Source organism: Photobacterium sp. ABD4_091 (assembly GCF_056160145.1).
On the sequence record NZ_JBSWWQ010000001.1, the window covers coordinates 1,918,674 to 1,942,951 of the forward strand.

A 24,278-nucleotide genomic window follows, 5' to 3' on the forward strand; every position below is an offset into this window, starting at 1 on the left:
GGCAGCAGTTTTGGTCAGTGGCACTATATTTATTGGAGTCTGCCGCCAAAGCGTCCGGTGCAGTATACGAGATGCAGCGAAAGCATATCGAAAGCCCTGAAGCTGGGCGTAGAGATTGAGGAGCGAGAACAATGGCTGATACCCATGACAATACCACTAACTGGCCGGAGTTGGCCGGTGCCCTATATGACAAATTGACAGAGCGACATGCCGAATTGACCTATGATTTTGACCATGTAGAAATCAGTGTGCCAAGCGGTGCTGGCGACAAGCCGGATCACTCCATTTGGAAGGTTAACGGCAGCATCAGCATCCGTGGTCGTAATCTCGACTGATGCTGGAATACTATGGCGATATTGAGGTGGGGATCAATGCTGATGTTGCCCACCTCAATGCTCAAGGCTGCCAGCTGACTTTAACAGTGACGAGCCCGGCCATGTTGTCTGCGCTGTTGGGCGTATACCGCCGTCACTTTAGCTCGGGCATATCTGCCGGTTTGCCTTTCATGTTTGATAATCACCAGCTGGAAGTGATTGTACCCAATGGCGGTTCTGTAGCGATAACCCGCAGGCTGGGATGGGCAGGGAAATGGTTTCCTTATCAATTCGCTTTTACGGGCTGGGGCTGGTGGTGCCGCTATGGACCGGCTCTTGCTATCCGGTACTTGCGGGATGGTAAGTAGCTGTTTAGTTCAGCGATTGGTGGGTAGCGCCAAAAACGCTCACTTTATCAGCAAACGAACGTCCTGACGGCATTTTCAGTGTTTTTGCTATTGCGTTGCAAAGTCAGATACGTAGAATGATTCGCATGCCCGGGTGGCGAAATTGGTAGACGCAGCGGATTCAAAATCCGCCGGTGAATAACTGTGCCGGTTCAAGTCCGGCCCCGGGCACCATTTTCAAACGATAAAGCCTCGACGAAAGTCGGGGCTTTGTTGTTTTTGCCCTTTCTCTTTGTCCTGCTTTTTCTTTATTTTCGGTTCCCTCTCGTTCCCAGCGAAGTAACAGACTTTGTGCAACGGTATGTACTCTAACCAAAGAAACCATGAAGTATTTCCATATTTATTTATTTATGTTGATGTGATGATAAAAATGGCATGTTTTTCTCATTTATTAATTACTTTGATAATTAAATAAAGTTGAAAATAAATAAATATATTATCAGTGATATTGAGACGATCCTCACGCTGAACGCAACCGGTTGCGCTTTATATTTATCTTATGTTGTATATACTTTCTCTTAATATGATTAAGGGTGAGTATAAGCGGAGTGAAAGCATGAAAATTTTATTATGTTGTAGTGCAGGTATGTCAACCAGCATGCTGGTGCAGAGAATGGAAAGGGCAGCAGAACAGCGGGGGATGGATTGCCGGATAGAGGCGTTGCCTGTCAGTGCGTTCGAAGATGTGGTTCAGGACTTTGATGTCTGCCTCCTTGGGCCTCAAGTACGCTTTCAACTGGCCGAGTTGCAAAAGACAGCCTCGCTTTACGGCAAGCGGATTGAGGCGATATCACCGACAGCATACGGCATGATGAAAGGGGATGAGGTGCTGGATCAAGCATTGTCTTTGATGCCGAAGTAAATGTAATTTACCTCTTACCTGCAAATTTAATAATAAGGAATATCTATGCCTCCTGTATTAATTATACGGGAAGGGTTGCTGCATTTTAAATAAAGGATTATCCATATGAATTTTTACGATAAGTTAATGGCTTTCGTTGAAAATAAAATTGCCCCCATTGCTGTAAAGGTCGGCTCGCAAAAACATGTAAGGGCTATGAGAGATGGTTTTATTACCGCAATGCCATTTATTATTGTGGGGAGCTTTTTATTAATTTTGGCCTTTCCTCCTTTTGCCGAAGATACCCAAAATGGATTTGGTCGGGCATGGCTGGACTTTGCCAGTAATAACTTCGACATGATTATGATGCCCTATAACATGACCATGGGCATCATGACAGTCTTTGTATCGATGGGAATAGGCTACAGCCTGGCCCGTGCCTATCAGATGGACGGCATCACCAGTACCTGTTTGTCCTTGATGTGCTTCCTGCTGGTTGCTGCCCCTGTCAGTGAGGGGGGCTTGCCAACCTCCCATATGGGGGGAACCGGGATTTTTACAGCGGTGATCAGCGCATTTTACTCTGTTGAGCTGATCCGGTTCCTCAAGAAGCACAACATTACCATCCGCCTGCCAGAGCAGGTTCCGCCGGCGATAGCCCGCTCTTTCGAAATGCTGATCCCGGTGCTGGTGGTGTTTATGACCGTGTATCCGTTGAGCCTCTTTGTACAGTCTCAATACGAAATGCTGATCCCTGATGCGGTCATGCAGATGTTCAAGCCATTGATCAGTGCCTCGAACTCATTGCCAGCAATTATTGGAGCCTTGCTGGTTTCCCAGCTGCTGTGGTTTGCCGGTATTCATGGTGCTGCTATTGTGGTCGGCCTGCTCTCACCGATTTTCTTGACCAACATTGGCGCGAATATTGACGCATTTGTTGCCGGTGAGCCCATTCCGAACATATTCACCCAGCCCTTCTGGGATTTCTATATCTTCATCGGCGGTTCCGGTGCAACCCTGGCACTGGCTATCTTGATGGTCTTTAGCCGCTCGGTTCACCTGCGCAGCCTAGGCCGGATGAGTGTGGTACCGGGGTTCTTCCAAATCAATGAGCCCATTATCTTCGGTACGCCTTTGGTACTTAACCCTATGTTGTTTGTACCTTTCGTATTTGCACCGATTGTCAATGCCGTCATTGCGTATGTGGCGGTACATTCCGGCCTTGTCGGTATGGGGGTGGCAACAACGCCATGGACGACACCGGCCATTATCGGTGCATCGTGGGGCGCAGGATGGACGCTTTCTCCAGTCTTCTTGGTTATCGGGCTTCTTATCCTTGACCTGTTTATTTACTTGCCCTTCTTCAAGATGTTTGAAAAGCAATTGCTTGAACAAGAGAAAGAAACGGTGGCTCAGAAAGAGAAGGACAAAGCACCAATCGGTGAGGGTGCGACGGCTTAATGATAGTGATGCGGGCCTTTGGTCCGCAGTGTTGAATGTCTTGTGATGAAGGAGAGACTGATGGATCAGGAATCTGTAGTGATGGAAATTATCGTCAATGCCGGTGAAGCAAGAAGCTTATGTTACGAAGCATTGGCCAAGGCGCGTAAAGAGGAGACATCGGAGGCTAAGGGACTACTCAAGCAAGCGAAAGAGTGCCTTAACCGTGCCCATTTGATCCAGACTCAGCTGATTGAAGCTGATCAGGGAGAGGGCAAGGTCAAAATGACGTTGGTGATGGTGCATGCCCAAGATCACCTGATGACAACCATTCTTGCCCATGAACTGGCGACAGAAATGGTTGCGGTGCATGAAAGGTTGTCTGAGAAATAAGGACGGATTATGGACCAATCACTTAAGCTGGCCATTATTGGGGGCGGGAGTAGCTATACCCCTGAACTGGTCGAAGGCGTGCTGAAGCGGCTTGATACGCTACCGGTAACAGAAATGCACTTTGTCGATATCGAGGAAGGGCGGGAAAAGCTAGAAATTATAGCAGGGCTGACCCGACGGATGGTTGAGAAAGCCGGGGCTAACATAAAGGTCAAGGCATCACTGGACCGCCGGGCGGCAATAGAAAATGCGGATTTTGTCATGACCCAGTTTCGGGTTGGGGGCTTACCGGCAAGGGCAAATGACGAACGCATTCCCATTAAATATGATGTTATTGGCCAGGAGACGACCGGGCCGGGGGGCTTTGCCAAGGCATTGCGCACTATCCCGGTAATATTGGAGGTTTGCAAGGATATTGAAGAGCTGGCCCCCAATGCCTGGATGTTGAATTTTACCAACCCGGCAGGACTCGTCACCGAAGCTATCCAGAAGTATACCCAAGTCAAATCCATCGGGCTGTGTAATGTCCCCGTATCGATGCAGATGATGATAGCGGAGATGATGGCATGCCCGCCGGAGAAGCTTTCCTTAGAGTGTATTGGTTTGAACCATCTTGTTTGGGCACACCGGGCATGGGTTGATGGCAAGGATGTCACTGCACAAGTGCTGGAAAAAGTGGGTGACGGCCAGAATTTCAGTATGAACAATATTTTTGAAGAGCCTTGGGATCCTGATTTCCTGAACGCTTTGGGGGCGATTCCTTGCCCGTATCATCGCTACTTTTATCAAGTGGATGCGATGCTTGCGGAAGAGAAAGCATCTGCGCGCGACGGGGGGACCCGGGCCGAGCAGGTCATGAAGGCTGAATCAGAACTGTTCGCACTTTATCGTGATGAAGGCCTGGCAGAAAAACCCAAGCAGCTTGAAATGCGCGGTGGGGCATACTATTCCGACGCATCATTGAATTTGGTCGATGCCATTTATAATGATCGTAAAACGATCCATGTAATTAATGTGCCGAATAACGGCACGATTTCGACGTTGCCCGATGATGCGGTTATTGAATGTAGTGCTGTGGTTGGCAGTTGGGGGGCTCGCCCACTGGCTGTTGGCAAACTCAGCCCGGCAATAACGGGCTTGATCCACCAAGTTAAAGCCTATGAGCAGCTTGCGATCGAAGCCGCTGTTGAAGGGAGCCACAGCAAGGCATTGATGGCATTGTCCTGCAACCCGCTGGTGCCAGATATTACCCGTGCCAAAGCCATCCTTGAGGATATTCTGCGCACAAATCATGATTTTCTGCCGAATTTTGCCAACGAGTGAGGATTCAGTATGGCGGGTCTATCAGCCCCGCAGTACTGACAGAGAGGGAAGCTATGCATGTTATTTTTAATGCGGATGATTTTGGCCTGACAACTGGGGTTAACCTTGGGATAGCACACGCCTGCCAGCTTGGGGTTGTGCGATCAACCACTATGATGGTTGGAATGGCGGCACAGCAACATGCCGAACAGCTCGCATCCCAGTTGCCGTCGTTGTCGGTAGGGTTGCATCTTCGGTTTACCACTGGTGCTCCGTTAACCAATGCAACCTGCCTGGTTGGCGAAGACGGGCAGTTTTTGAGCAAAGAGCAGTTTTGGCAAAGGGAAGTGTTTGATGAGCAGCAAGTGGCAGATGAAGTCACAGCACAAATCGAATATTTCTTGGCGACAGGCTTGCCGCTCAGCCATGTCGACAGTCATCACCATGTTCACCTGCATCCCAAATTGCAGCCTGTGGTTGAGGAGGTCGTGAGTGGATACCGCATACCACTTCGGGCGAGCCGAGCCTATAACACCCAGCAATATGTGTTTAGCCAAAGCTTTTATGGTGACGGGCTTAGTTTAGACAAGCTGTTGGCTATTATTTCGCGTTTTCGTGGCCAGTGCGAGGTGTTGGAAATCATGTGCCACCCCGCCTTTGTTGATCAGCCCCTGCTTGAGGCTAGTAGCTATTCCCTGCCAAGGGCGATGGAGCTCGATATCCTTACCGATAAACGATTGTTACAGGCACTGTGTCGGTGGGGGGTGACCCTTGGTGGTTTCCAGCCACTTGCCCAGGCCCGGAGCTAGGCTGGCAGTAAATAGCGGTTGCCAGTAGTACACCCTTCCCCCATGCCGACTTGGCGCACTCTACTGGCAACTTGCTATATGTTGCGATCTGAACAAGAAAACAGGGAGGGGCGACTTCATGTTGAAGCTAAATCACTCTATATTCAGCAGTTCATGATGTTGAAACAAAGATTATTGGTGTGGGAGGAAGCACAACTGCCATGGCGAGTATAAAGGATGTAGCGATATTGGCCGGTGTCCACCGCTCCACGGTATCTCGGATAATCAACGGCGAAGGGGCCTTTCGGTCTGACACCAAAAGAAAGGTTGAGCAGGCAATGGCTGAGCTGAATTACCGGCCGAGCGCGATTGCTCGTTCGCTGGCAACGGCGTCATCCAATATGACCGGGCTGCTGGTGACCTACTATACCGGTGGGTTCTTTGGTCAAATGATGGACCAAGTCCAATCAGAGCTGGATCGGCATGATAAGTTTTTGATCACTGCCCAGGGGCACCACAGCGCGGAGGGTGAAAGGGAGGCGGTAAGGCGGTTTCATGCGCTGCGTTGTGATGGTTATGTTCTCAACAGCCGCCACCTAAGTGACGATGAACTCAGGGCTATGGCGCAAGAGCCCACCCCTTTCGTATTGCTGGATCGGTTGGTCGAAGGGCTCGAGTCACGCTGTATTACCTTCGACCATACCCTAGCTGCAACTATGGCTGTGAATGCCCTGATCGAGCAGGGGCATCGCCATATTGGTTGTATATCAGGCCCGCTTGGGCGTTCAAGCAGCCACCTTAGGTTTACAGGGTACAAAGAGGCGATGCAGTCAGCCGGGCTCAGCATTGAGCCGGCTTTATGTGTGGAGGGAGACTATGGCCGGAAGAGTGGCTATGCGGCAGCGCGTCAGCTTCACCAGTCGGGCCGGGAAATGACTGCCTTGTTCTCCTGCAGCGAAGAAATGATGCAGGGAGCGTTACAGTATTTCCATGAGCAAAAAGTGGTACTGCCGGAGACTCTTTCTTTGATCAGCTTCGATAGTATTGATTTGTGTGATGCGCTTTTCCCCCAGGTGTCATCGGTTCATTTTCCCATTAGCCAAATGGCACGCACTGCCGTTGAGTTGCTTATGAGCCAAATCAACCAAACGGAGTACGCCATTGACCGGCACTTTTTACCGGAATTACGGATGCGAAACAGCATCACCCCTCTAAGGGAGTAGGGCGTTAAGCGACTAGCTTAAAAGTATGTCCTTAAAGAGATATGGATGTATAAAGGTGAAGATGGTTGTTGTCAATATAAGCGGGTTGGCGGTGTAGTGCTCACCTGACATGTGTTTTTAGTTCTATGCGCAAAAAAGGATTGTCTATCAGGCTGATATACGTATAATGACCTGCATCTGCCCGGGTGGCGAAATTGGTAGACGCAGCGGATTCAAAATCCGCCGGTGAATAACTGTGCCGGTTCAAGTCCGGCCCCGGGCACCATTTTCAAACGATAAAGCCTCGACGAAAGTCGGGGCTTTGTTGTTTCTGCACTTAGCAAGTTGTACCTGCCTCTCATATATTGCCTTCCAAGCTGCTCCTTAATAAAAGATTGCCTATAGTGGCTATCCCACTGGAGTGATATGGATAAGGCGATGCCATCAGGGATAGGGCCAAGCCCGGCTACAAGGGTTATTGAGTTGGTAAAACAGCAGATAAACCAACAAACCTGGCTACCCGGCGAGCGGGTTCCGTCGATTCGAAAAATGAGCCAGCTGCAGTCAACCAGTCCGATGACGGTAATGAAAGCTTATGAGCAACTTGAACTCGGAGGCTGGATCTATGCCCGGCCCCAAAGTGGCTATTATGTTTCCCCGCACTTTAACCGGCTCACTCCACCGCAACCTCAACCACAAATCGTCAACCAGTCGATAAAAATCAACCGGCATGTGTTTGATGTGGTTCAAGCCATCAAGCAGCCGGAGGTGATCCCGTTTGGATCAGCGTTTCCCGATCCCTCCTTGTTCCCGATGCCGATATTAGGGCGGTTGCTTGGCCGTGCTGTGAAATCAATGCCGGGCGACAGCGGTATTACCGGGTTAGCGCCAGGGGAGTTATCTTTGCGGCGTGCAATCAGCCAGCGATATGCCAAAACCGGAGTCAATATAAGTGCCGATCAGGTTGTTATTACTTCCGGTGCGACGGAGGCGTTAGGGCTCGGGTTATCGGCAGTGACTCAGCCAGGCGATATCGTTGCCATAGAGACTCCGACATTTTATGGCGCATTGCAGGCAATTGAACGGCTTCACCTAAAAGCAGTAGAGATCCCAGTCTGCCCTCAGCATGGCATTGATATCGAATCTCTTGCCAGTTGTATTGAGCAATACCCGATAAAAGCATGCTGGTTGATGAGTAACTTTCATAATCCAACCGGTGTAAGTATTGATCCTGAACGGCAACGTCTGATTTATGAACTGCTAGCCAGAAAAGAAATCGCCATCATTGAAGATGATGTCTATGGTGAGCTTTACTTTGGGGCAGATAAACCAACATCCTTTAAATCAATAGACAGCGAGGGGCTGGTTATACACTGCTCATCCTTTTCTAAGTCTCTTGCGCCGGGGTTTCGCGTTGGTTGGGCATTGGCCGGACGCTATACGCAACAGCTCACGGAACTTCAGTTTATGTCGACACTATCGGCACCCGTGCCCAATCAGCATGCGATTACTCACTATATAAAAGAAGGGGGGTATGATGCCCACCTCCGGCAATTACGCCGAACATTGGAAGTACGCCAGCAAAAGATGCGCGAGGCGATACTGGATATCTTCCCTTCAGGAACTACCGTCACGTGTGCAAGCGGCGGTTACTTCTTATGGGTAACTCTTCCACTTGAGATCAATAGTGCGGAATTGCTTACTCAATTGCTTGAGCGTTACCGCATCAGCATTGCACCGGGCACCTTGTTCTCATCAGATAGCCGATATAAGCATTGCATCCGTTTCAACTGCAGTTACGAGCTCACTGCAGAGTTTATTGAGGCTTTGCATTGTATCGCTAAGCAGTTAGACGAGTATTCTGCGTAAACTGTTTGCAGAGTTTAAAGCTCAACTGTTCTACCCCTGAATATGCATTCTCTTATTCAATATAGGAGTGCTAACTATTGGAGGGAGAAGAGTATGAAATGGAGATGTGTTAAAGACGAAGTGAAGTTGCTGGTTGTTGCAATAGGTTGCGCCTTGCTGCTGGTTTTTGGTCATCTGATATTAGCCAAGCAGCTCATCCATTATGCTTGGGTTGAGTATACCGCTGCTGCGATTCCCTTTTTCTTATTTGTCATTGCGGCTGGTGCTATCCGCTATACCCTGCGTTTAGAGCAGAAAAAGAGTAGGAGTGAAGCGGAATGAATGCCGGCTGGTGATATTCTTTGTGGTGAAAATGGTCAAAAAAAGGTGATTTGCCTGTTTGTTGAGCGCTTGGTTAATTAAAATGAAATAATTGCATTTTTACTATTGCCAATGTGATCGAACTCTCTATAATGCCATCTCACCGACACGGAGCGCGGCAACTTAAGCCGGCAACGTAGCGGATTGTTCTTTAACAATTTGACCATGCAATCTGTGTGGGCACTCGTGAAATGATAGTCAACAAAAGAATTATCAATGAAACTGAGTGACCAAATCGAATCGCAAGATTCGGCACAGTCAATTCATTCATTACTTCGGTAATGGATTAACAGTATTCATTGAGCCAAAACTTTAATTGAAGAGTTTGATCATGGCTCAGATTGAACGCTGGCGGCAGGCCTAACACATGCAAGTCGAGCGGCAGCGACATCAATAATCCTTCGGGTGCGTTGATGGGCGGCGAGCGGCGGACGGGTGAGTAATGCCTGGGAATATGCCCTGATGTGGGGGATAACCATTGGAAACGATGGCTAATACCGCATAATCTCTTCGGAGCAAAGAGGGGGACCTTCGGGCCTCTCGCGTCAGGATTAGCCCAGGTGAGATTAGCTAGTTGGTGAGGTAAGAGCTCACCAAGGCGACGATCTCTAGCTGGTCTGAGAGGATGATCAGCCACACTGGAACTGAGACACGGTCCAGACTCCTACGGGAGGCAGCAGTGGGGAATATTGCACAATGGGGGAAACCCTGATGCAGCCATGCCGCGTGTGTGAAGAAGGCCTTCGGGTTGTAAAGCACTTTCAGTCGTGAGGAAGGCGTTATCGTTAATAGCGGTAATGTTTGACGTTAGCGACAGAAGAAGCACCGGCTAACTCCGTGCCAGCAGCCGCGGTAATACGGAGGGTGCGAGCGTTAATCGGAATTACTGGGCGTAAAGCGCATGCAGGCGGCTTGTTAAGCCAGATGTGAAAGCCCGGGGCTCAACCTCGGAATAGCATTTGGAACTGGCAGGCTAGAGTCTTGTAGAGGGGGGTAGAATTTCAGGTGTAGCGGTGAAATGCGTAGAGATCTGAAGGAATACCGGTGGCGAAGGCGGCCCCCTGGACAAAGACTGACGCTCAGATGCGAAAGCGTGGGGAGCAAACAGGATTAGATACCCTGGTAGTCCACGCCGTAAACGATGTCTACTTGGAGGTTGGTGTCTTGAACACTGGCTTTCGGAGCTAACGCGTTAAGTAGACCGCCTGGGGAGTACGGTCGCAAGATTAAAACTCAAATGAATTGACGGGGGCCCGCACAAGCGGTGGAGCATGTGGTTTAATTCGATGCAACGCGAAGAACCTTACCTACTCTTGACATCCAGAGAACTTTCCAGAGATGGATTGGTGCCTTCGGGAACTCTGAGACAGGTGCTGCATGGCTGTCGTCAGCTCGTGTTGTGAAATGTTGGGTTAAGTCCCGCAACGAGCGCAACCCCTATCCTTGTTTGCCAGCGCGTAATGGCGGGAACTCCAGGGAGACTGCCGGTGATAAACCGGAGGAAGGTGGGGACGACGTCAAGTCATCATGGCCCTTACGAGTAGGGCTACACACGTGCTACAATGGCGTATACAGAGGGCGGCCAACTTGCGAGAGTGAGCGAATCCCAGAAAGTACGTCGTAGTCCGGATTGGAGTCTGCAACTCGACTCCATGAAGTCGGAATCGCTAGTAATCGTGGATCAGAATGCCACGGTGAATACGTTCCCGGGCCTTGTACACACCGCCCGTCACACCATGGGAGTGGGCTGCACCAGAAGTAGATAGCTTAACCTTCGGGGGGGCGTTTACCACGGTGTGGTTCATGACTGGGGTGAAGTCGTAACAAGGTAGCCCTAGGGGAACCTGGGGCTGGATCACCTCCTTAACGATATGACTGCGTTTTATGCAGTGTCCACACAGATTGCTTGGTGAAATGGTTTTAGAAATAGCAAAAGTGCTAATGAATAACGTCAGTTATTGATTAACGCTTTTGCGTTATGCTCTTTAACAATCTGGAAAGCTGACTAGTAAATTGAATTCTTTGAATTCAATAACTAATAGTTTCTACTTGAATAAAGTAGGAACGAGTTCTCAAGCAACACACATTCAAGTGTCTTGTGTAAGAGTCCGGCGAAACACAGTTCATCATACTCAGATGAACAACCTTGGTTGTTGAGCCATACAGACAGACCCCTTGGGGTTGTATGGTTAAGTGACTAAGCGTACACGGTGGATGCCTGGGCAGTCAGAGGCGATGAAGGACGTGCTAACCTGCGATAAGCCAAGAGAAGATGGTAAGAATCACAATACTCTTGGATTTCCGAATGGGGAAACCCAGCTGCATAAGCAGTTATCAATGCGTGAATACATAGCGTATTGAGGCGAACCGGGGGAACTGAAACATCTAAGTACCCCGAGGAAGAGAAATCAACCGAGATTCCGGCAGTAGCGGCGAGCGAACCCGGATTAGCCCTTAAGCTAGTTTTGCGACAGGTGAATGAGCTGGAAAGCTCAGCGATACAGGGTGATAGCCCCGTAACCGGTAGCGCATTTCGAGTGAAATCGAGTAGGACGGGACACGTGATATCCTGTCTGAACATGGGGGGACCATCCTCCAAGGCTAAATACTCCTGACTGACCGATAGTGAACCAGTACCGTGAGGGAAAGGCGAAAAGAACCCCTGTGAGGGGAGTGAAATAGAACCTGAAACCGTGTACGTACAAGCAGTAGGAGCCCTTCGGGGTGACTGCGTACCTTTTGTATAATGGGTCAGCGACTTAATTTTAGTAGCAAGGTTAACCGTTTAGGGGAGCCGTAGGGAAACCGAGTCTTAACTGGGCGTTCAGTTGCTAGGATTAGACCCGAAACCAGGTGATCTAGCCATGGGCAGGTTGAAGGTGAGGTAACACTTACTGGAGGACCGAACCGACTAATGTTGAAAAATTAGCGGATGACTTGTGGCTAGGGGTGAAAGGCCAATCAAACCTGGAGATAGCTGGTTCTCCCCGAAAGCTATTTAGGTAGCGCCTCGGACGAATACTACTGGGGGTAGAGCACTGTTAAGGCTAGGGGGTCATCCCGACTTACCAACCCTTTGCAAACTCCGAATACCAGTAAGTACTATCCGGGAGACACACGGCGGGTGCTAACGTCCGTCGTGGAGAGGGAAACAACCCAGACCGCCAGCTAAGGTCCCAAAGTTATAGCTAAGTGGGAAACGATGTGGGAAGGCTCAGACAGCCAGGATGTTGGCTTAGAAGCAGCCATCATTTAAAGAAAGCGTAATAGCTCACTGGTCGAGTCGGCCTGCGCGGAAGATTTAACGGGGCTAAGCTATACACCGAAGCTGCGGCAATGCATTTATATGTATTGGGTAGGGGAGCGTTCTGTAAGCGGTTGAAGGTGCATCGTAAGGTGTGCTGGACGTATCAGAAGTGCGAATGCTGACATGAGTAACGATAAAGGGAGTGAAAAACTCCCTCGCCGGAAGACCAAGGGTTCCTGTCCAACGTTAATCGGGGCAGGGTGAGTCGACCCCTAAGGCGAGGCCGAAAGGCGTAGTCGATGGGAAACGGGTTAATATTCCCGTACTTCTTACTATTGCGATGGGGGGACGGAGAAGGCTAGGTGGGCCTGGCGACGGTTGTCCAGGTTCAAGGGTGTAGGCTGTAATCTTAGGCAAATCCGGGATTACACTAGGCTGAGACCCGATGTCGAGGTGCTACGGCACTGAAGTCATTGATGCCATGCTTCCGGGAAAAGCCTCTAAGCTTCAGATAGTAAGGAATCGTACCCCAAACCGACACAGGTGGTCGGGTAGAGAATACCAAGGCGCTTGAGAGAACTCGGGTGAAGGAACTAGGCAAAATGGTACCGTAACTTCGGGAGAAGGTACGCTGCCGGCGGTGACGAGACTTGCTCTTTAAGCTGCTGGCAGTCGCAGATACCAGGTGGCTGCAACTGTTTATTAAAAACACAGCACTGTGCAAAATCGAAAGATGACGTATACGGTGTGACGCCTGCCCGGTGCCGGAAGGTTAATTGATGGGGTTAGACTTCGGTCGAAGCTCTTGATCGAAGCCCCGGTAAACGGCGGCCGTAACTATAACGGTCCTAAGGTAGCGAAATTCCTTGTCGGGTAAGTTCCGACCTGCACGAATGGCGTAATGATGGCCACGCTGTCTCCACCCGAGACTCAGTGAAATTGAAATCGCAGTGAAGATGCTGCGTACCCGCGGCTAGACGGAAAGACCCCGTGAACCTTTACTACAGCTTGGCACTGAACATTGACCCTACATGTGTAGGATAGGTGGGAGGCTTTGAAACCATGTCGCTAGATATGGTGGAGCCGTCCTTGAAATACCACCCTTGTAGTGTTGATGTTCTAACGTCGCCCCGTTATCCGGGGTGCGGACAGTGCCTGGTGGGTAGTTTGACTGGGGCGGTCTCCTCCCAAAGCGTAACGGAGGAGCACGAAGGTGGGCTAATCACGGTCGGACATCGTGAGGTTAGTGCAATGGCATAAGCCCGCTTGACTGCGAGACTGACAAGTCGAGCAGGTGCGAAAGCAGGTCATAGTGATCCGGTGGTTCTGTATGGAAGGGCCATCGCTCAACGGATAAAAGGTACTCCGGGGATAACAGGCTGATACCGCCCAAGAGTTCATATCGACGGCGGTGTTTGGCACCTCGATGTCGGCTCATCACATCCTGGGGCTGAAGTCGGTCCCAAGGGTATGGCTGTTCGCCATTTAAAGTGGTACGCGAGCTGGGTTTAGAACGTCGTGAGACAGTTCGGTCCCTATCTGCCGTGGGCGTTGGATGATTGAGAGGGGCTGCTCCTAGTACGAGAGGACCGGAGTGGACGAACCTCTGGTGTTCGGGTTGTGTCGCCAGACGCATTGCCCGGTAGCTAAGTTCGGAATCGATAACCGCTGAAAGCATCTAAGCGGGAAGCGAGCCTCAAGATGAGTCATCCCTGAACCTATAAGGTTCCTGAAGGGTTGTTGGAGACTACGACGTAGATAGGCAGGGTGTGTAAGCGTTGTGAGGCGTTGAGCTAACCTGTACTAATTGCCCGTGAGGCTTAACCATACAACACCCAAGGGGTTTTACGGACTCCACGAACACTTGAATGAGTGTTGAGAACATCAGCTTTCAAGATTGTAACGAATTTGCTTGGCGACCATAGCATTATGGACCCACCTGATCCCATGCCGAACTCAGTAGTGAAACGTAATAGCGCCGATGGTAGTGTGGGGCCTCCCCATGTGAGAGTAGGACATCGCCAGGCTTTCATTTCGACTTGTCTTTAAGTAGACGAGTCACCATAAAGTTCTACCAAACGTAGAATTTTATGTTGACTTTCGAAGTGGTTAGCGTATTATACGCGTCCTGCTTAAGTGCTAAGGCACTGAAAGGCAATATGTTCTTTAACAATTTGACCATGCAATCTGTGTGGGCACTCGTGAAATGATAGTCAACAAAAGAATTATCAATGAAACTGAGTGACCAAATCGAATCGTAAGATTCGGCACAGTCAATTCAATCATTACTTCGGTAATGGTTTAACAGTATTCATTGAGCCAAAACTTTAATTGAAGAGTTTGATCATGGCTCAGATTGAACGCTGGCGGCAGGCCTAACACATGCAAGTCGAGCGGCAGCGACAACATTGAACCTTCGGGGGATTTGTTGGGCGGCGAGCGGCGGACGGGTGAGTAATGCCTGGGAATATGCCCTGATGTGGGGGATAACCATTGGAAACGATGGCTAATACCGCATAATCTCTTCGGAGCAAAGAGGGGGACCTTCGGGCCTCTCGCGTCAGGATTAGCCCAGGTGAGATTAGCTAGTTGGTGAGGTAAGAGCTCACCAAGGCGACGATCTCTAGCTGGTCTGAGAGGATGATCAGCCACACTGGAACTGAGACACGGTCCAGACTCCTACGGGAGGCAGCAGTGGGGAATATTGCACAATGGGGGAAACCCTGATGCAGCCATGCCGCGTGTGTGAAGAAGGCCTTCGGGTTGTAAAGCACTTTCAGTCGTGAGGAAGGCGTTATCGTTAATAGCGGTAATGTTTGACGTTAGCGACAGAAGAAGCACCGGCTAACTCCGTGCCAGCAGCCGCGGTAATACGGAGGGTGCGAGCGTTAATCGGAATTACTGGGCGTAAAGCGCATGCAGGCGGCTTGTTAAGCCAGATGTGAAAGCCCGGGGCTCAACCTCGGAATAGCATTTGGAACTGGCAGGCTAGAGTCTTGTAGAGGGGGGTAGAATTTCAGGTGTAGCGGTGAAATGCGTAGAGATCTGAAGGAATACCGGTGGCGAAGGCGGCCCCCTGGACAAAGACTGACGCTCAGATGCGAAAGCGTGGGGAGCAAACAGGATTAGATACCCTGGTAGTCCACGCCGTAAACGATGTCTACTTGGAGGTTGGTGTCTTGAACACTGGCTTTCGGAGCTAACGCGTTAAGTAGACCGCCTGGGGAGTACGGTCGCAAGATTAAAACTCAAATGAATTGACGGGGGCCCGCACAAGCGGTGGAGCATGTGGTTTAATTCGATGCAACGCGAAGAACCTTACCTACTCTTGACATCCAGAGAACTTTCCAGAGATGGATTGGTGCCTTCGGGAACTCTGAGACAGGTGCTGCATGGCTGTCGTCAGCTCGTGTTGTGAAATGTTGGGTTAAGTCCCGCAACGAGCGCAACCCCTATCCTTGTTTGCCAGCACGTAATGGTGGGAACTCCAGGGAGACTGCCGGTGATAAACCGGAGGAAGGTGGGGACGACGTCAAGTCATCATGGCCCTTACGAGTAGGGCTACACACGTGCTACAATGGCGTATACAGAGGGCGGCCAACTTGCGAGAGTGAGCGAATCCCAGAAAGTACGTCGTAGTCCGGATTGGAGTCTGCAACTCGACTCCATGAAGTCGGAATCGCTAGTAATCGTGGATCAGAATGCCACGGTGAATACGTTCCCGGGCCTTGTACACACCGCCCGTCACACCATGGGAGTGGGCTGCACCAGAAGTAGATAGCTTAACCTTCGGGAGGGCGTTTACCACGGTGTGGTTCATGACTGGGGTGAAGTCGTAACAAGGTAGCCCTAGGGGAACCTGGGGCTGGATCACCTCCTTAACGATATGACTGCGTTTTATGCAGTGTCCACACAGATTGCTTGGTTGAAATGTAAGAGAGCAAGGGTAGCATTGGCTATCCTCGTTAGTGTGCCCAACACATTAACCAAACACTTAGTCCCATTCGTCTAGAGGCCTAGGACACCGCCCTTTCACGGCGGTAACAGGGGTTCGACTCCCCTATGGGACGCCACGGGTCGTTAGCTCAGTTGGTAGAGCAGTTGACTTTTAATCAATTGGTCGCAGGTTCGAATCCTGCACGACCCACCATTCTTTCTCACGAAGGAATTAAAACTATCGTGGGCGATTAGCTCAGTTGGGAGAGCACCTCCCTTACAAGGAGGGGGTCACTGGTTCGAGCCCGGTATCGCCCACCACTCTCTAAGTATTTTCTGCACGGATACGCAGATTCAATGAAGGTTAACTTCGTTGGGTCCGCTTTTTTGCCGCCTGCGCGGCCCGGCCGAAATTAATTAGAAAGTGGTTATCTCACGATAAACACATGCTCTTTAACAATCTGGAAAGCTGACTAGTAAATTGAATTCTTTGAATTCAATAACTAATAGTTTTATCTCTCTTTATGAAGAGAAATAAAACGAGTTCTCAAGCAACACACATTCAAGTGTCTTGTGTAAGAGTCCGGCGAAACACAGTCCATCAATACTCAGATGGACAACCTTGGTTGTTGAGCCATACGAAACCTCTTGGGGTTGTATGGTTAAGTGACTAAGCGTACACGGTGGATGCCTGGGCAGTCAGAGGCGATGAAGGACGTGCTAACCTGCGATAAGCCAAGAGAAGATGGTAAGAATCACAATACTCTTGGATTTCCGAATGGGGAAACCCAGCTGCATAAGCAGTTATCAATGCGTGAATACATAGCGTATTGAGGCGAACCGGGGGAACTGAAACATCTAAGTACCCCGAGGAAGAGAAATCAACCGAGATTCCGGCAGTAGCGGCGAGCGAACCCGGATTAGCCCTTAAGCTAGTTTTGCGACAGGTGAATGAGCTGGAAAGCTCAGCGATACAGGGTGATAGCCCCGTAACCGGTAGCGCATTTCGAGTGAAATCGAGTAGGACGGGACACGTGATATCCTGTCTGAACATGGGGGGACCATCCTCCAAGGCTAAATACTCCTGACTGACCGATAGTGAACCAGTACCGTGAGGGAAAGGCGAAAAGAACCCCTGTGAGGGGAGTGAAATAGAACCTGAAACCGTGTACGTACAAGCAGTAGGAGCCCTTCGGGGTGACTGCGTACCTTTTGTATAATGGGTCAGCGACTTAATTTTAGTAGCAAGGTTAACCGTTTAGGGGAGCCGTAGGGAAACCGAGTCTTAACTGGGCGTTCAGTTGCTAGGATTAGACCCGAAACCAGGTGATCTAGCCATGGGCAGGTTGAAGGTGAGGTAACACTTACTGGAGGACCGAACCGACTAATGTTGAAAAATTAGCGGATGACTTGTGGCTAGGGGTGAAAGGCCAATCAAACCTGGAGATAGCTGGTTCTCCCCGAAAGCTATTTAGGTAGCGCCTCGGACGAATACTACTGGGGGTAGAGCACTGTTAAGGCTAGGGGGTCATCCCGACTTACCAACCCTTTGCAAACTCCGAATACCAGTAAGTACTATCCGGGAGACACACGGCGGGTGCTAACGTCCGTCGTGGAGAGGGAAACAACCCAGACCGCCAGCTAAGGTCCCAAAGTTATAGCTAAGTGGGAAACGATGTGGGAAGGCTCAGACAGCCAGGATGTTGGCTTAGAAGCAGCCATCATTTAAAGAAAGCGTAATAGCTCACTGGTCGAGTCGGCCTGCGCGGAAGATTTAACGGGGCTAAGCTATACACCGAAGCTGCGGCAATGCATTTATATGTATTGGGTAGGGGAGCGTTCTGTAAGCGGTTGAAGGTGCATCGTAAGGTGTGCTGGACGTATCAGAAGTGCGAATGCTGACATGAGTAACGATAAAGGGAGTGAAAAACTCCCTCGCCGGAAGACCAAGGGTTCCTGTCCAACGTTAATCGGGGCAGGGTGAGTCGACCCCTAAGGCGAGGCCGAAAGGCGTAGTCGATGGGAAACGGGTTAATATTCCCGTACTTCTTACTATTGCGATGGGGGGACGGAGAAGGCTAGGTGGGCCTGGCGACGGTTGTCCAGGTTCAAGGGTGTAGGCTGTAATCTTAGGCAAATCCGGGATTACACTAGGCTGAGACCCGATGTCGAGGTGCTACGGCACTGAAGTCATTGATGCCATGCTTCCGGGAAAAGCCTCTAAGCTTCAGATAGTAAGGAATCGTACCCCAAACCGACACAGGTGGTCGGGTAGAGAATACCAAGGCGCTTGAGAGAACTCGGGTGAAGGAACTAGGCAAAATGGTACCGTAACTTCGGGAGAAGGTACGCTGCCGGCGGTGACGAGACTTGCTCTTTAAGCTGCTGGCAGTCGCAGATACCAGGTGGCTGCAACTGTTTATTAAAAACACAGCACTGTGCAAAATCGAAAGATGACGTATACGGTGTGACGCCTGCCCGGTGCCGGAAGGTTAATTGATGGGGTTAGACTTCGGTCGAAGCTCTTGATCGAAGCCCCGGTAAACGGCGGCCGTAACTATAACGGTCCTAAGGTAGCGAAATTCCTTGTCGGGTAAGTTCCGACCTGCACGAATGGCGTAATGATGGCCACGCTGTCTCCACCCGAGACTCAGTGAAATTGAAATCGCAGTGAAGATGCTGCGTACCCGCGGCTAGACGGAAAGACCCCGTGAACCTTTACTACAGCTTGGCACTGAACATTGACCCTACATGTGTAGGATAGGTGGGAGGCTTTGAAACCGAGTCGCTAGATTCGGTGGAGCCGTCCTTGAAATACCACCCTTGTAGTGTTGATGTTCTAACGTCGCCCCGTTATCCGGGGTGCGGACAGTGCCTGGTGGGTAGTTTGACTGGGGCGGTCTCCTCCCAAAGCGTAACGGAGGAGCACGAAGGTGGGCTAATCACGGTCGGACATCGTGAGGTTAGTGCAATGGCATAAGCCCGCTTGACTGCGAGACTGACAAGTCGAGCAGGTGCGAAAGCAGGTCATAGTGATCCGGTGGTTCTGTATGGAAGGGCCATCGCTCAACGGATAAAAGGTACTCCGGGGATAACAGGCTGATACCGCCCAAGAGTTCATATCGACGGCGGTGTTTGGCACCTCGATGTCGGCTCATCACATCCTGGGGCTGAAGTCGGTCCCAAGGGTATGGCTGTTCGCCATTTAAAGTGGTACGCGAGCTGGGTTTAGAACGTCGTGAGACAGTTCGGTCCCTATCTGCCGTGGGCGTTGGATGATTGAGAGGGGCTGCTCCTAGTACGAGAGGACCGGAGTGGACGAACCTCTGGTGTTCGGGTTGTGTCGCCAGACGCATTGCCCGGTAGCTAAGTTCGGAATCGATAACCGCTGAAAGCATCTAAGCGGGAAGCGAGCCTCAAGATGAGTCATCCCTGAACCTATAAGGTTCCTGAAGGGTTGTTGGAGACTACGACGTAGATAGGCAGGGTGTGTAAGCGTTGTGAGGCGTTGAGCTAACCTGTACTAATTGCCCGTGAGGCTTAACCATACAACACCCAAGGGGTTTTACGGACTCCACGAACACTTGAATGAGTGTCGAGAACATCAGCTTTCAAGATTGTAACGAATTTGCTTGGCGACCATAGCATTATGGACCCACCTGATCCCATGCCGAACTCAGTAGTGAAACGTAATAGCGCCGATGGTAGTGTGGGGCCTCCCCATGTGAGAGTAGGACATCGCCAGGCTTCCAATTTAGATTATCGTGCTGAACACACGGTAATTTGAGTGGAGCGGTAGTTCAGTTGGTTAGAATACCGGCCTGTCACGCCGGGGGGCGCGGGTTCGAGTCCCGTCCGCTCCGCCACTTATTAAGAAGCCTCGTCGAAAGACGGGGCTTTTTTACGTTTGGCCTTCGGCAAAACGCAAGGTTCTGGGAAGGGCGGGCCCTGGGCTCGGGGAAAAGCCTAAGAGCTAAAGCGCCACCTTTCCTGAAGTACTTACCTCTTCGATATGATTTTAAAAGCCCTGCTAGTAATAGTGGGGCTTTTTGCGTTCTGGGCCAGAGGCTATTGGCTTGGGACTAGAGGAAGAGCAAGGAAGCTTGGCCATCGCCCTTCGCCCAAAAAAGAAAAAGGGTAGCGAAGCTACCCTTGCCGCGAAGGCTTAATGCCTGCGAAATGTAACAGCTATGCGCTTGTTACTTTAGGACTCAACGAGTTTCCTCTGTACCAGCCAAGGCAGTGGTAAGGCTGGCACTGAGAAACGGGGGAAGTTTATAGGTTTAAGAATGCTTTAAGCTGGCTGACAACCTTTTCTGCTTGTTCGCGGTTCTCCATTTCGGCAAACAGTCGTAATAGCGGTTCGGTACCCGAAAAACGGGCCAAAGCCCAGCCACCATTCTTGAAGTAGACCTTGGCACCATCGGCATAGCTCACACGTTCAATGTCCCATTCAAAGTCAGGCAGCTCTTTGTTGACGTAAATTCTGTCGTAAAGGTGCTGGCGGTCGGCAGGACGGAATGTACAGTCACCCTCTGCGGTATAGGCGTAGCCATATTTGCCGTAGATCTCATCGAGCATTTCCGACAATTTTTTACCAGTCACGCTGATCATCTCGACCAGTAAGCTAGAGGCGAACACGCCATCTTTCCCTTTGATATGACCTCTGATCGTCAGGCCGCCTGAACTTTCGCCGCCAATGAGCGAGTCGTCAACTTCCATTTGCGAGCTGATGTGTTTGAAGCCGACCGGGACTTCGAAACTCTTTTCGCCGTGGCCTTCAGCAATCTTGTCCAATAGGTGGGTAGTTGCAATATTGCGGACTACAGAGCCTTTCCAGCCCTTGTACTCAAGCAGGTAGTAATAGAGCAGCATCAGCACCTCATTGGGGTGAATGAAGTTGCCTTTTTCATCGATGATCCCTAGTCGGTCGGCATCGCCGTCGGTACCAATACCGATATCGTAGCCTTCATGGGCGACAAGGTGTTTGAGGCGGTAGAGTGTTGCTGCACTCGGTGATGGCATCAAGCCGCCAAAAGCAGGGTTTTGCCCATCGTTGATCACGTCCACATCACAGCGGCCTGTGATCAGAACGGTCTGTAAGGCGTTTTTGGCTACGCCAAACATCGGGTCGATAAGCACGCGTAAATTGGCTTTCTTAATCGCATCAATATCGATGAAGTTAATGATCGAGTCGACAAAGTCATTCATCGGGTTGATCAGGGTGATGAGTTTGTCTTCTTGCGCCTGTTCGAAGTCGACCGAATTAACGTCGGCAGCTGTTAGCTTCGCTACCTGCTGTTCAATTTTTGCGGTGATCACTTCATCAGCATCACGGCCTCCTTCGATAAAGACCTTGATACCGTTGTAGTCGGCTGGGTTATGCGAGGCAGTGATACAGGCCGAGTATGTTGCACCTGTCTCTTTGGCCTGGAACATAACAATCGGAGTAGGTACAAACTTGTTGATAAAACTAACTTTGATCCCGTTTGCAGCCAGTACTTCGGCGAACCAGGCTGCTGCCTTGTCTGATAGAAAGCGGCGGTCATAACCGATAACAAAACCGTTATCAGTCACCTGCTCGGCAATCATGATATTGGCTAACCCCTGGGCTGCTAGACGAACATTGTCTTTGGTGAACTCTTCCCCGATCAGGGCACGCCAGCCACCTGTTCCAAATTGGATCATAATGGAACTCCTATTTTCTCGTAGATAGACGGGGCGCATAATGCGCCCCAAAAAAGGGTTAACCCAAGACAACCGTCACGGTGTTGGTGCTGCCTTCAGGCTGCACAGGAATAGTGCCTTCAATCGTTTCGCCATTGAGGCTGATAGACTGAACGCCTTTGCTGACGCCATTCGGGTTCTCGACTTTGATTTGGTATGTTGCACCACGCCATTGGCGAGTGACCTCAAAGCCTGGCCAGTTGGTTGGAATACAAGGGTCAACCGAGAGGCCTGCAAAGCCTGTTTGAACACCCAGGATAAAGTTAGTCACGGCGAAATATGCCCAGCCCGATGTGCCTGTCAGCCAAGGGTGGTTGGCACGGCCATGGTCTTGGTGGTCACGTCCCATGATGAACTGCACGTAGGAATAAGGTTCGGCAATACGCTTCTCGATAATGTCATTTTGGTTGTAAGGGTTGAGGGCATCGTAGAACTTCATTGCCTGATCGCCACGGCCGAGTTTAGCTTCTGCAACCCATGCCCAAGGGTTCGGGTGTGAGAAGATAGCGCCGTTTTCCTTGACTCCCTGGTAAACACGGGTAACAAAGCCAATGTCGTCATTAGGGGTTGCAAAAGACGGGGCATTCAGGTGCAGGCCGTATTCCGAGAACAGGTTCTCGTCTACGGCATCCATGGCTTGCTCGCCACGCTCTTGTGATGCTAGCCCTGACAATACTGCAAGGGTGTTGGACTCAAGGTGAATACGCCCTTCGGTTTGTTGGGCGGTACCGATCTTGTCACCATTTTTGGTCAGGCCACGGATATACCAACCGCCTTCTTCATCCCACAGGTGCTGCTCACAGGCTTCGCGGACGTTAGCCGCCATTTCGGTATATTTTGCAATGTCATCGTGTTTGCCAAGGTACTTCGCAAGCTCGACGAACTCCTGCAGCGCCCAGAAGTGCAGGAAGGACACCATGGCTGATTCACCACCGCCAAGGTTCAAGCAGTCATTCCAGTCTGCACGCAAGCCCTTACAGATCCCTGTCTGGCCTACATATTCAGCAGAGAAGTCCAGTGCGGCTTTCATGTGCTGGTAAACGGTGGCATCGCCGCCATCGGCATATGGGATCACTTCATCAAAGAAGCTCTCTTCGCCAGTTTCCATCACATACTTACAGATAGTAGGGATCAGCCATAGGTGATCGTCCGAACAGGTATCTTCGATACCGTGGATCTTATCCTCGTCGCTTGGTGTTGGGACGACCGTCGGCGACTTGGATGGCTGGACATCGGCTTTTTCCGGGTCGAACCAGTCAGGATCGAACAAGTGGAGGCCATAGCCGGCTTTAACCTGGCCACGCAGGAGATCGACCAGGCGCTTGCGGGTCATCGATGCGTTGGAGTGAGGAACGGAAATCGCATCTTGAGCGGTATCGCGGTACCCCAAACCAGTACGACCGCCCACTTCGATAAATGAGGCAAAACGGGACCAGACCACACACGTCTCTGCTTGGTACAGCGTCCAGGCATTGATCATAGTGTCTAGGCCTTCGTTCGGCGACTTGACCTGGAACTTGGCGCAACGCTCGTCCCAGTGGGCTTTGATCCCGGCAAACGCGGCATCGACTTCTTCCAAGTTCTGGTATTTTGCACGTAGACGCTCGCCATTGCCTTTGCCGATCCCCAGGATGTAGGCAAAACGTACTTCTTCTCCTGGTTGGATGGTGAACTGCTTGTGTAGTGAGCCACAATGGTTGTAACAGGTTTGGGCGGAGTTTGAACACTGGCCTTTTTCGACCGCAATCGGATTGGCTTCATCACGGTACAGGCCGAGGAAGCTGTCACGCTGGCCATCGTAGCTGTCAGGGGAGAACGTCGAGGCTAGGTAGTAGAAGCCCTCGAAGTCATTGGTGTTGTAGTAAAGGTCGTATTCGATCACGCCATCTTTATATTCGGTACCGGCTGAGTACAGTGACATCTGGTGGTTTTGATTGTCCGACTGGATATGGCTGAACGAGAACTCAACAAATGAGAATGCACTGATAGTACGAGGTTTGTCTGAGGTGTTCTTGATGACAACATCCCAGATTTCAGCATCTTCGCCTTTAGGCACAAATAGGGTTTTGGTCGCAGTGATCCCACTGTATTCACACTTGAATTTGGAGTACGACAAGCCATGGCGTACTTCGTAGTTGGCCTCATCTAAGCTTTTAGCGACAGGCTGCCATGAGATTGACCAGTAGTCACCGGCTTCATCGTCGCGCAGGTAGACGTAGTGACCCGGGCGGTCAAACGTCGAATTCGGGCGGAATTTGGTGACTCGGTTGTATTCTGGCGAGTTATAGAATGAATAGCCGCCGGCGTTGTGCGAGATGACCGTACAGAACTTTTCTGTCCCTAGGTAGTTGGTCCAAGGTGCAGGCACATCGGGGCGGGTGATCACATACTCTCTATTGTCGTTATCAAAAAAGCCGTATTTCATGGTGGTTTAATCCTTTTATTGTATTCG

12 protein-coding genes, 6 tRNA genes and 6 rRNA genes are annotated in these 24,278 nt (G+C 50.6%); 22 read left to right on the forward strand and 2 right to left on the reverse strand.

Features of this window, described 5'->3' with window-relative positions; translation table 11 throughout:
• Positions 1-131 precede the first annotated feature (131 nt).
• The 22 genes from ACXAGQ_RS08940 to ACXAGQ_RS09045 all read left to right on the forward strand — a co-directional run bounded on the left by ACXAGQ_RS08940 (position 132) and on the right by ACXAGQ_RS09045 (position 19,965).
• Positions 132-335, forward strand: coding sequence for a hypothetical protein (locus ACXAGQ_RS08940; protein ID WP_475253357.1), 204 nt, complete (start codon positions 132-134; stop codon positions 333-335).
• Positions 335-682: a hypothetical protein gene (locus ACXAGQ_RS08945; protein ID WP_475253359.1), complete on the forward strand. Its 348-nt coding sequence runs from the start codon at positions 335-337 to the stop codon at positions 680-682. The genes ACXAGQ_RS08940 and ACXAGQ_RS08945 overlap by 1 nt, the downstream gene beginning before the upstream one ends.
• Positions 683-809: 127 nt before the next feature.
• Positions 810-895, forward strand: a tRNA-Leu gene (locus tag ACXAGQ_RS08950).
• A gap of 382 nt (positions 896-1,277) precedes the next feature.
• Positions 1,278-1,583, forward strand: a complete 306-nt coding sequence (locus tag ACXAGQ_RS08955) for a PTS sugar transporter subunit IIB (RefSeq protein WP_475253361.1) — start codon at positions 1,278-1,280, stop codon at positions 1,581-1,583.
• Positions 1,584-1,688: 105 nt separating this feature from the next.
• Positions 1,689-3,023: a PTS sugar transporter subunit IIC gene (locus tag ACXAGQ_RS08960; RefSeq protein WP_475253363.1), complete on the forward strand. Its 1,335-nt coding sequence runs from the start codon at positions 1,689-1,691 to the stop codon at positions 3,021-3,023.
• A gap of 60 nt (positions 3,024-3,083) precedes the next feature.
• Complete coding sequence (locus ACXAGQ_RS08965; RefSeq protein WP_475253365.1) at positions 3,084-3,395, forward strand: PTS lactose/cellobiose transporter subunit IIA; 312 nt, start codon at positions 3,084-3,086, stop codon at positions 3,393-3,395.
• 9 nt (positions 3,396-3,404) lie between these two features.
• On the forward strand, positions 3,405-4,718 hold the full coding sequence (locus tag ACXAGQ_RS08970) for a 6-phospho-beta-glucosidase (protein ID WP_475253367.1): 1,314 nt from the start codon (positions 3,405-3,407) through the stop codon (positions 4,716-4,718).
• A gap of 53 nt (positions 4,719-4,771) precedes the next feature.
• A complete protein-coding gene (gene chbG, locus ACXAGQ_RS08975; protein WP_475253369.1) occupies positions 4,772-5,506 on the forward strand; it encodes a chitin disaccharide deacetylase in 735 nt (244 codons plus the stop codon).
• 200 nt (positions 5,507-5,706) lie between these two features.
• Positions 5,707-6,708, forward strand: a complete 1,002-nt coding sequence (locus tag ACXAGQ_RS08980) for a LacI family DNA-binding transcriptional regulator (RefSeq protein ID WP_475253371.1) — start codon at positions 5,707-5,709, stop codon at positions 6,706-6,708.
• 179 nt (positions 6,709-6,887) lie between these two features.
• A tRNA-Leu gene (locus ACXAGQ_RS08985) sits at positions 6,888-6,973 on the forward strand.
• Positions 6,974-7,113: 140 nt separating this feature from the next.
• The gene (locus ACXAGQ_RS08990) at positions 7,114-8,556 is read left to right on the forward strand and encodes an aminotransferase-like domain-containing protein (RefSeq protein ID WP_475253373.1); all 1,443 of its coding nucleotides are present in this window, start codon (positions 7,114-7,116) and stop codon (positions 8,554-8,556) included.
• A gap of 93 nt (positions 8,557-8,649) precedes the next feature.
• Positions 8,650-8,877, forward strand: a complete 228-nt coding sequence (locus ACXAGQ_RS08995; RefSeq protein ID WP_475253375.1) for a hypothetical protein — start codon at positions 8,650-8,652, stop codon at positions 8,875-8,877.
• Positions 8,878-9,229: 352 nt separating this feature from the next.
• Positions 9,230-10,782, forward strand: a 16S ribosomal RNA gene (locus ACXAGQ_RS09000).
• Positions 10,783-11,103: 321 nt separating this feature from the next.
• Positions 11,104-13,991, forward strand: a 23S ribosomal RNA gene (locus ACXAGQ_RS09005).
• A gap of 83 nt (positions 13,992-14,074) precedes the next feature.
• Positions 14,075-14,190 (forward strand): 5S ribosomal RNA (rrf, locus tag ACXAGQ_RS09010).
• Positions 14,191-14,491: 301 nt separating this feature from the next.
• Positions 14,492-16,044 (forward strand): 16S ribosomal RNA (locus tag ACXAGQ_RS09015).
• A gap of 116 nt (positions 16,045-16,160) precedes the next feature.
• A tRNA-Glu gene (locus ACXAGQ_RS09020) sits at positions 16,161-16,236 on the forward strand.
• Between the two features lies 1 nt (position 16,237).
• Positions 16,238-16,313: transfer RNA gene (locus ACXAGQ_RS09025), tRNA-Lys, on the forward strand.
• Between the two features lie 31 nt (positions 16,314-16,344).
• A tRNA-Val gene (locus ACXAGQ_RS09030) sits at positions 16,345-16,420 on the forward strand.
• Positions 16,421-16,759: 339 nt separating this feature from the next.
• Positions 16,760-19,647, forward strand: a 23S ribosomal RNA gene (locus ACXAGQ_RS09035).
• 83 nt (positions 19,648-19,730) lie between these two features.
• Positions 19,731-19,846 (forward strand): 5S ribosomal RNA (gene rrf, locus ACXAGQ_RS09040).
• The 16S, 23S and 5S rRNA genes sit together here with 4 tRNA genes alongside, the layout of an rRNA operon.
• Positions 19,847-19,888: 42 nt before the next feature.
• A tRNA-Asp gene (locus ACXAGQ_RS09045) sits at positions 19,889-19,965 on the forward strand.
• Between the two features lie 409 nt (positions 19,966-20,374).
• On the opposite strand, the gene ACXAGQ_RS09050 is transcribed toward ACXAGQ_RS09045, so the two are convergent.
• A complete protein-coding gene (locus ACXAGQ_RS09050; RefSeq protein WP_475253377.1) occupies positions 20,375-21,787 on the reverse strand; it encodes a phosphoglucomutase/phosphomannomutase family protein in 1,413 nt (470 codons plus the stop codon).
• Positions 21,788-21,845: 58 nt separating this feature from the next.
• Positions 21,846-24,251: a glycoside hydrolase family 94 protein gene (locus tag ACXAGQ_RS09055; protein ID WP_475253379.1), complete on the reverse strand. Its 2,406-nt coding sequence runs from the start codon at positions 24,249-24,251 to the stop codon at positions 21,846-21,848.
• Between the last annotated feature and the right edge of the window lie 27 nt (positions 24,252-24,278).